Consider the following 8,675-nt stretch of genomic DNA (forward strand, 5'->3'; position numbering starts at 1 on the left):
TGGGCCGCGTTGTCGGCGTTCTGCTTGATGTTGGCGGCCATCTCTTCCATCGAGGCCGAGGCCTGTTCGGCGGCGGCCGCCTGTTCGGTCGCCCCCTGGCTCATCTGTTCCGACGTCGCAGAAAGCTCCTGGCTGCCCGAGGAGACGTTGTCGGCGGCCGACAGGGCGTCGCCGACCACGCCGCGCAGGCGTTCCACCATGGACTGCAGCGAAAGACCCAGCGTGTCCTTGTCCGACAGCGGCTTGGGCTGGACCGTCAGGTCCCCGTTGGCGATCTCATCCGCCATGGTGGCGGTGGTCTTCAGATTGTCCGTCAGTCTGTTGAAGGCGTTGACCAGGTCCTTGATCTCGTCGTTCGACTTGATCTCGACCCGCTCGTCCAGGTCGCCGATGGCGACGGCGTCGGCCACGGTCATCAGGCGGCTGAGGCCCGAGCTGATGCCCAGGGCGATCCACAGGGCGAAGGCCACGGCGATGGCCAGGGCCGCCAGGGTCAGGACGACCACGAGGTTGCGGGTGTCAGCGTATTGCTTGCCCGTGTCCTCATCGGCCTTGACCATTGCGGCCTGGTTACGCGCCACGATCTTGTCGAAGATCTCCGTCATCTCGGTCGCGATTTCACGACCTTGCCCGTTAGACAAGGCGACCGCTTCCGCATTCTGCCCGGCGCGAACCAACTCTGCCATCCGGCTTTCCAGCGTCGTCATCCGCCCCAAGAGGGCTTCCAGTCTCTCCCAATCCGGCTTGCCGCTAGCGGCTGCCTTGTCCACACCGACCGCGAGCAATTCCGCCATGGCCTCGCGGGCCTGTTCGCCCGTCGCCACGTGACGGCTCATTTCTTCAGGGGTCGAGGAGAGGACCAGGTTCTTTTCGGCTCGGATCGATTCCAGCAGGCGAATATTCGCCGTCTGGGAATTCTCCAGCCGCTGGGCGGGTCCTGCAATCACATCGGTGATGGCCTGGTTCAGATTGCCCAGGCTGTAGATGCCCAGACCGGCGATGCCGACGAGCAGGATGATCATCATCCCGAAACCCGTGGCCAGTTTAGCCTTGATGGTGAAACGCATACTCTATCCCCTCGAAGAGCCGGTTAATGGCGGGTAGCGGACGCGGCCGGCTGGCGGGCGTCCTGCTGCTGATTGAAGATGGCCTGGAGGTCGGGAACGACGATGAATTCGCCGCCGCGCTTGACCAGGCACTGGATGAACTCGGGCCGCCAGCGCATGCCGACGCTGGGCGGCGCCTCCGAGTCGGCGCGGGCCAGGGTGGTGACTTCGTGGACCTTGTCGGTGCGAAGGCCGACCAGGGTCGGTTCGCCGGCCAGTTCGATCTCGATGACCACGATCCGGCTGTCGATGGTGGCGGCCCCCCGCTCCAGCCCGAAGGCCACGCGCAGGTCGGACAAGGGAATGACCTTGCCGCGGAAGTTGATGACCGCCCCGGCGAAGGCGCCGGCGCCGGGCACCACGGTCTCGGGCGCCAGGTCCATGATCTCCTGCACGCCGACGGCGTGAAGGGCGAACAGCTCGCCATTCAGTTCGAAGGTCAGGACCTCGACCTGTTCGGCGCCGGTCCAACCGGGCGCAGTGGTGATTTCGGCCTGGGTGCTCATATGGCTTCGCGCATCTGCGCCTCCTGCTGCTGGCCCTTGGCGACCAGGTGGCCAACGTCCAGGATCAGGGCCACGCCGCCGTCGCCCAGGATTGTGGCGCCTGAGAAGGTCGGCAGGCCGGAATGGAGTTTGGACATCGACTTGATCACCGTCTGGTGGTCGCCGATGATCTGATCGACCACCAGGCCGATCCGCTCGGTCCCGGTCGAGACGACCACGACCTTCTGGTGCAGTTCGGGCGGGGTGCCGGTCTCAAACATTTCGCGCAGGCGCAGATAGGGCACCAGGCTGTTGCGCAGCGAGATGAAGCTGCGACCGCGCGAGCGCAGATCCTCGTCCAGCGACAGTTCCAGGCATTCCTCGACGGCGCCCAGCGGAATGACGTAGCGGCCCTGACCGACGCGGACCAGCAGGCCGTCGATGATGGCCAGGGTCAGCGGGATCCGCAGCGACACCTCCGACCCCTCGCCAGGCCGGCTGGCGATGTCGATGGAGCCGCGCAGCGCCTCGATGGTGCGTTTGACCACGTCCATGCCGACGCCGCGGCCGGACAGATTGGTCACCGCCGCCGCCGTCGAGAAGCCGGGATGGAAGATCATCTGCAGCAGGTCGTGGTCGCTGAGTGCGGCGCCGGGCTCGATCAGGCCCTGCGCCTCCGCCTTGGCGCGGACGCGGTCGCGGTCGATGCCTCGGCCGTCGTCGCGGATGGTGATGACCACCTCGCCGCCCGACTGATGGGCCGACAGGCGGATGCGGCCGGTGGCCGGCTTGCCGGCGGCCGCGCGATCCTCGGCGGTCTCCAGTCCGTGGTCGGCGGCGTTGCGGATCAGGTGGACCAGCGGGTCGGCCAGACGTTCGATGACGGTCTTGTCGATCTCGGTCGTCTCGCCGTCGGTCGACAGTTCGATGACCTTGCCGGTCTCGCGGGCCAGGTCATGGACCAGGCGGCGGAAGCGGCCGAACAGGGTCGCCACCGGCACCATGCGCAGCACCATCATGGTGTCGCGCAGCTCGCCCGACAGGCGTTCGATCTCTTCCGAGACGGCGCGCAGGGCTGTGTCGACGCCGGAGTTGGCGATCTGGCTCAGGCGGGACTGGGCGATGACCAGTTCCCCCACGCGGTCCATCAGTTCGTCCAGGCGATCGGCCGGCACCCGCACGCTCTCGCTCGGCTTGGCCGTCTTGGCGACGCCGGCCTCGGCGGCGTCCGGAGCGGTGGGGGCGGAAGACTGGACCGGCGCGGCGACCTGAGCCGGTGCGGCGGTCTGGGGCAGGGTCGAAGGACCCTCGGCGACGACCTCAGCCGGACCGGTCTGGTCCGCAACGACCGCGTCCGCATTGGACGCGTCCAGGGGCTCGATCGACAGGTTCATCTCGTCCATCACGAAGATGAAGACATCCTCGATCGCCCCCCGGCCCTGATCGGTGGTCAAGGTCACGTCCCAGGCCAGATAGTGGTCGGTCGGCTCGATCTGGCTCAACGGCGGCACGCGCGAGACGTCGGCCACGACGCGCGCCTCGCCCAGGTCGCGAAGCTCGGCCAGCAGGGCCAGTGGATTGGTGCCGTTCTTGAAGGCGTGGGACGGCAGATCGAACCGGATGCGCCAGGCCGTCTGGACGGGAGCGGCGGCGACGGGCGCATTCCCGTCCGCTTCGCGCACAGCCCGTTCCAGGTCGGCCAGCAGGACATCGCCCGCCGCGCCGTGATCACCCGTCGGATCCTCCATCAGGCGGCGCATATGATCCCGCGCCGCCAGAACGGCCGAGACCAGGTCGGTCGTGGCCGCCACCTCGCCCTTGCGGACGCGGTCGAAGGCGGTCTCGCAGTGGTGGGTGAAACCGGCCAGGGCGTCGAAGCCGAACATGGACCCCGATCCCTTCAGGGTGTGAAGGCCCCGGAAAACCGCGTCCACCAGATCGCGATCCTCGGGTCGGTCCAGCAGATCGAGCAGGCCCTGTTCGATCAACTCCAGGTTCTCTCTCGCCTCAACCTGGAAAACAGCGATGGCTTCGTCGCTCATCGTCCCAGCACCTTCTTGGCCACACGCACCAGTTGATCGGGATCGAAGGGCTTGGTCAGCCATCCGGTGGCGCCTGCGGCCTTGGCCCGCGCCTTGAATCCTTCGTCGGATTCCGTGGTCAGGAAGACGATCGGCACGCCCATCTGATCGGGCATCCGGCGCATCTCCTCGATCATGGTCAGGCCGTCCATGACGGGCATGTTCAGATCGGTGATGATCAGGTCGAAGGCGCTGGCCTTGGCCTTTTCAATGCCCTCGGCGCCATTGACCGCTTCGGCTACCGAATAGCCGGCGTTGGTCAGCGCGATCTTCAGCGCGACGCGGATACTGGGCGAGTCATCGACCGTGAGGATAGAAGCGGTCATTGGGCGGGTCCTTGGTGAAGCCAGAACTGGAGATCGTCAGCCGTGGCGTCCGTCAGGAAGCCGGCTGCATCGAGCGCTGGCCGAAATTCCGTCGCCGGACGTTCCAGGACCAGGGTCTTGCCGACCGCCCGGGCCTGGCGCCGCGCAGACTCGATCAGCTGCAATCCGCAAAGATCGACGGGCTGTTCATCGGCAAGGTCGAGACTGATGGTGTCGTCTTCCTCGAAGGCGTCGAGAATCGACTGGCGAAGGACGACGACGTTCTTCACTACGAGAGCAGCGTCGATCAGCACACGTTTCGTCATACTCCATCCCCACCACGCATGACGCAGAGCCATGCAACTGATCCCCATGGTTGACGATGGGCGTTAAACCGCCTTCAAAACTCCGCTAGGTGAATCTACCTAGCTTGACCATAAGCAACGCAAGGCTGTGTCGTTCACTTCGACTTCACCTTCCCGGATTAGATTTGAATCCTCAGCAGAACCGCTGAACACAGGGGGGTCCGAATTGACCTACGTCGATGCAGATGATGAAACCTGCTATGAGGGCGACGTCTTCCACGGCCAGATCGCGGACGCCTCGCCCGCCTATATATGGCTGCTGAACCCACAGGGACGGATCGTCCATGTCAGCCGTGCGGCGCGGCGTTTCCAGCCGGAACCTCCAGCGCCCCATACCATGGCCTGGCGCGACGCCTGGCCGGTCGACTGCCGCTTTTCCATTGATCGCGGCGTCCAGGAAGCACAGGCGGGTCGGGCCTTTTCCTTCCGCACGCGATTCACCACTGAACAATCGTCGGCGGTCTATCTGGATACGACGGTCAGCGCCGTTCGCGACGACGCCGGGCGGATCGTGCGCCTTCTGGTCAAGGCCGAGGACGTCACCCAGGAGACCGAGACCGCCGCCTTCCTGAACACCGTCATCGAGGTCCTGCCCCTGGCCCTGACCGTCAAGGACGCCCGGACGGGCCGCTACATCCTGGCCAACCGCGCGGCGGAGAAACTGTTCGGTCGGTTCGAGGGGCTGACGGGACTGCGGGCCTCCGACGTCCTGCCCGCCGCCTTCGCTGAATGGGCGGCGGACGCCGTACCGGGCATGGGCTCCCAGTCGACGGTGTACGAAGATCATGCTGAGGCCGGATTCCGCTATCTGGCCGCCACCAAGCTCGCGACCTATGACGACGAAGGCGTGCGCCATCTGATCGGCCTGACCGAGGACATCACCCAGAAACAGCGCGACGCCGACGCCCTCTATCAGGCGCTGGAACAGGCCGAACAGGCCAACCGCGCCCGCAGCGCCTTCGTCACCAACATCAGCCACGAGATTCGCACCCCCCTGAACGGCGTCATCGCCGGGGTCGATCTTCTCGCCGCCCGCTCGACCGCGCCGGACATCCAGGAAGTCACCGAGATGATCCGCGCCTCGGCCGCCGTGCTGCAGGATCAGTTGCAGCAACTGCTGGCCGTCGCTCGCCTGGACGGGATAGAGGGGCCGCCGGAGGTCGAGACCTTCGTCCTTGGCGACCTGATCGAGCGGGTCGTCCGCCCCGCTCGCGAGGCCGCAAGGGCCAAGGGCCTGGCGTTCGTCGTCGAGATCGCCCCCGCTCTTCCCGCAGCCTTCGTCGGCGATCCCGCGGGCATAGAGCGGGTGCTGGCGCCCTTGCTGAATAATGCGGTCAAGTTCACCCACCGGGGCGAAATCCGCCTGACCGTCGATCCATGCCAGAACGGGGGCGTTCGCTTCGCCTGCGTGGACACGGGCGTCGGTTTCGATCCCGCCCTGAAGGCGGCCATGTTCGCCGCGTTCCGGCAACAGGACGACGCCCTGACCCGCGAATACGGCGGCATGGGCCTGGGTCTCGCCTTGGCGCGGAAAGCCGCGCGGGCGCTCGGCGGGATCCTCGACGCCGCGCCGCGTGAAGACGGGGGGTCGGTCTTCTGGCTGGATCTGCCCCTGTCCACCGCGCCGGTTCAAACCACGGACGAAGTCACGACCGACCCGGTTGACCGGTTGCGCGTCCTGGTCGCGGACGACCATCCGACCAATCGCCGGATCGTCGAAATGATGCTGGAGTCGGTTGCGGACGTCACGACGGCCGAAGACGGCGTGGAGGCTGTGGAAGCCGCCGGGCGCGAAACCTTCGACGTCATCCTGATGGACATCCAGATGCCCCGCATGGACGGAATCACGGCGGTCGCCCGCATTCGCGACGCGGAACGCGCGGCGGGCCAGGCCCACGTCCCGGTCATCATGCTGACCGCCAACACCCAGCCCGAACATGTCGAAGCGGCACGGCTGGCGGGCGCCGACCGCCACCTCGGCAAACCCTTCACCCTCGCCCTGCTTTTCAACGAGATCCAGGCCCTGCTGGCGGACGCCCCGGCCCGCACGCCCCTGGGCCGTCACGCGAACGCCTAGGGTTCGAGCTCGATGTCCCAATAGAGGAAGCGGAAAACGCCTAATCCGTCGCAATAAGCCCTTGAGCGTATTGATGAATTCCGATCCGATATGGAGCGGAAGAACCCCGTGGTCACCCTATGGTCACCACGGCGGCGGAAATCGCGAGCGATTTCCAGCCTATCTAGGAGCTTACCAGAGTGGGCGAGAAAAGTCGTCTAAGGAGGTCTGCTCGGCGCCAGCAGCGGACAATGGTCAGCTGCTCGAAAGCCGACTTTCAGCGCGGTTAACGCGGCGGCCGGAAAAATCCCGCCCGCCTTGCATCAATCAAGTCCCGACTATCAGAGTCTGCCATCAAAACGGCCGTTGCCAACAATCGTGCCGCGTATGCACTCCAGGAGATGAATTTTGGTCATGGCAGACACAGACTACTGGCGCGATTTAACTCGGTTTGAGAGCCACGACTATGTCGGCCGTTGGTACAGGCAGCGCCATGCACGCAGCTTGTCCGCCGGCCGCACCCGCGAGATAATTTCCTGCTTCACCCAAGGTCGGGAGTACTTCTTCAGCGCCAAGCAGTCGGCCACGGCGGTTAAGCCCTTATTGCTTTACTACGGCGTGCTCGCGCTCAGCCGCGGTTTGGTGCTCCTCCTCGATTCCCGAAAAACAGAGGCCAGTCTAAAACCGAGCCATGGCATCGAGATCGTGGACTGGCAGGGCACCCTTTCCCGTGGGCTGGAGAACATGCTCGAGGTCGGCTTTCGCACGACCAACGGGACGTTCTCCGAACTGGCCCGGGCAACCCGAAACAAACAGCAAATGTCTTGGTGGAATTTGCCTAGCCTAGCGGAAGGAATTTTCCACGCGAATTATGCAACACCAAGCTTTCTTACTGATGAGAGCATCGTGACGCTCGATGACCTGCTCAGCCGAGACACACGCTTTCTCTCACTGTATCGAGAGACGACAGGCCGATCGGACAAATCCCATCTTGGCGAGATCGTCGCCACGCCCACAGGCTTGGAAATCTATATCTTCGCCTTAGGCATTTCGAAGTCTGATGTTGAGACCCGCTTTGGCTTTCCGACGGGGACAGTGGTTCAAGATCGCCCGTCCGCGAGAAGATTGTCCCTGCCGAGCTGGTTCGTTCATCTGCCGGGTACGGACCTCAACGCGCTCAAGCCGCTCATCCCCGCCACACAGTACATTGGGGGCGATGGCATGTTCATTTTTGAAGACTTCCCAAATGGCGACAGATTTTCTGAGCTGCTGCGCACCTTCCTCATTGCCTATGTACTAGGCATGCTCGTCCGGTACTTCCCATCCAAGTGGATGGCCTTGCTGAGAAACGAGAAGGGGGACACCGCCCAACCCCTACTTCTGGCCGCAATGACGTCGGTCGAGAGAGACTGGGCAAAGCTGATCAGCAGCGCCCTAGCTTGACGAGCGCCATGCGGGCGAGATCGGCCAACAACCCAAGTCTCAGGCGCGAGCAGCGGTCACTGATCATCGGCCGAAAACGGGACTTTCGCCCCGTCGCGCGTCAAGTTTGCCGAATGCCGTAGGAGCTATTGTTCGCCCAACTGATCTGGGCCTTCCACAAACATCCGAATAACGAAGGAGAATGTTGTGCCCACACTCACTGACCCTCAGCGGCGCGCGCTGGAGCGGCTTTGGTCAAGCCAGCACAGCGCCGAGCCCGCCGGCGCCTTCGGTCGTGGCATCGGGACGAAGACACTCGAAGGCCTGGTCGAGCTAGGGCTTGCGACCCATGGCGTCGACCGCTTCGGAGATGAGGGATACCTCATTACCAAGGCGGGCAGCGAAGCGTTCGGCAAGGGGCGGTACTGACACTTTCTGATCGGGGAAAATCGGTGTCTCGTCGGCGGCCAGACCTTTGCGAGGTGCGCCTATGTCATTACTCGAAGACCTGAACCTGTCGCACGCGGCCGGTCCGCTCAACCTCGTGTGGCCATCGCCCCGCTCGCCCGTCGACACCCTACAGTTCAATACGGCGACGTCCTGGCGCGCGTTCATCGACGAGCTTGGTCTTCCCGCTCACCTGCCGAATGTGATTCAGCGAAAGTTCAGCCGCGCCCAGGCCCTCTATCGGATCGGGTGGATCGATCCGGGAATGATCAAGGCTGGCGAATTGGCCGCCCTGATTGCGCTCGAACTGGCGCTGAAGGACCGTTTCGGCGTGTGGATCGGCGTGGAAAAGGGACCCCGTTAGCGGTGTGATCGGCGTCGAATAAGGACCCCTCATTCCTGAGGTCT

9 protein-coding genes are annotated in these 8,675 nt (G+C 64.4%); 4 read left to right on the top strand and 5 right to left on the bottom strand.

Features of this window, described 5'->3' with window-relative positions; all coding sequences use genetic code 11:
* The 5 genes from AC07NC_RS17205 to AC07NC_RS17225 form a co-directional block, all read right to left on the bottom strand.
* The coding region (locus AC07NC_RS17205; protein ID WP_494570271.1) for a HAMP domain-containing protein at window positions 1-1,067 on the bottom strand (1,067 nt) is incomplete at its 3' end.
* Window positions 1,068-1,090: 23 nt separating this feature from the next.
* A complete protein-coding gene (locus AC07NC_RS17210) occupies window positions 1,091-1,612 on the bottom strand; it encodes a chemotaxis protein CheW (RefSeq protein ID WP_426025891.1) in 522 nt (173 codons plus the stop codon).
* Window positions 1,609-3,633 carry a chemotaxis protein CheA gene (locus tag AC07NC_RS17215; protein WP_494570272.1) on the bottom strand — a complete coding sequence of 675 codons (2,025 nt, stop codon included), beginning with the start codon at window positions 3,631-3,633 and terminating at the stop codon, window positions 1,609-1,611. Before AC07NC_RS17215 ends, AC07NC_RS17210 begins: the two co-directional genes overlap by 4 nt.
* Entirely contained in the window at window positions 3,630-3,998 is a 369-nt protein-coding gene (locus tag AC07NC_RS17220; RefSeq protein WP_008263549.1) for a response regulator, read from the bottom strand. The genes AC07NC_RS17215 and AC07NC_RS17220 overlap by 4 nt, the downstream gene beginning before the upstream one ends.
* Window positions 3,995-4,336, bottom strand: coding sequence for an STAS domain-containing protein (locus AC07NC_RS17225; protein WP_494570273.1), 342 nt, complete (start codon window positions 4,334-4,336; stop codon window positions 3,995-3,997). The genes AC07NC_RS17220 and AC07NC_RS17225 overlap by 4 nt, the downstream gene beginning before the upstream one ends.
* A 172-nt stretch (window positions 4,337-4,508) precedes the next feature.
* Between AC07NC_RS17225 and AC07NC_RS17230 the strand changes: the two genes are divergently transcribed.
* The 4 genes from AC07NC_RS17230 (at window position 4,509) to AC07NC_RS17245 (ending at window position 8,631) form a co-directional block, all read left to right on the top strand.
* Window positions 4,509-6,419: a PAS domain-containing hybrid sensor histidine kinase/response regulator gene (locus AC07NC_RS17230; RefSeq protein WP_494570274.1), complete on the top strand. Its 1,911-nt coding sequence runs from the start codon at window positions 4,509-4,511 to the stop codon at window positions 6,417-6,419.
* Window positions 6,420-6,812: 393 nt separating this feature from the next.
* Window positions 6,813-7,841: a YaaC family protein gene (locus AC07NC_RS17235; protein ID WP_494570275.1), complete on the top strand. Its 1,029-nt coding sequence runs from the start codon at window positions 6,813-6,815 to the stop codon at window positions 7,839-7,841.
* Window positions 7,842-8,027: 186 nt separating this feature from the next.
* A complete protein-coding gene (locus tag AC07NC_RS17240) occupies window positions 8,028-8,249 on the top strand; it encodes a hypothetical protein (RefSeq protein ID WP_494570276.1) in 222 nt (73 codons plus the stop codon).
* Window positions 8,250-8,310: 61 nt separating this feature from the next.
* Entirely contained in the window at window positions 8,311-8,631 is a 321-nt protein-coding gene (locus tag AC07NC_RS17245; RefSeq protein WP_494570277.1) for a hypothetical protein, read from the top strand.
* The last annotated feature ends 44 nt before the right edge of the window (window positions 8,632-8,675 follow it).

The sequence above is a fragment of the Brevundimonas sp. GW821-FHT10A07 genome (assembly GCF_059415785.1).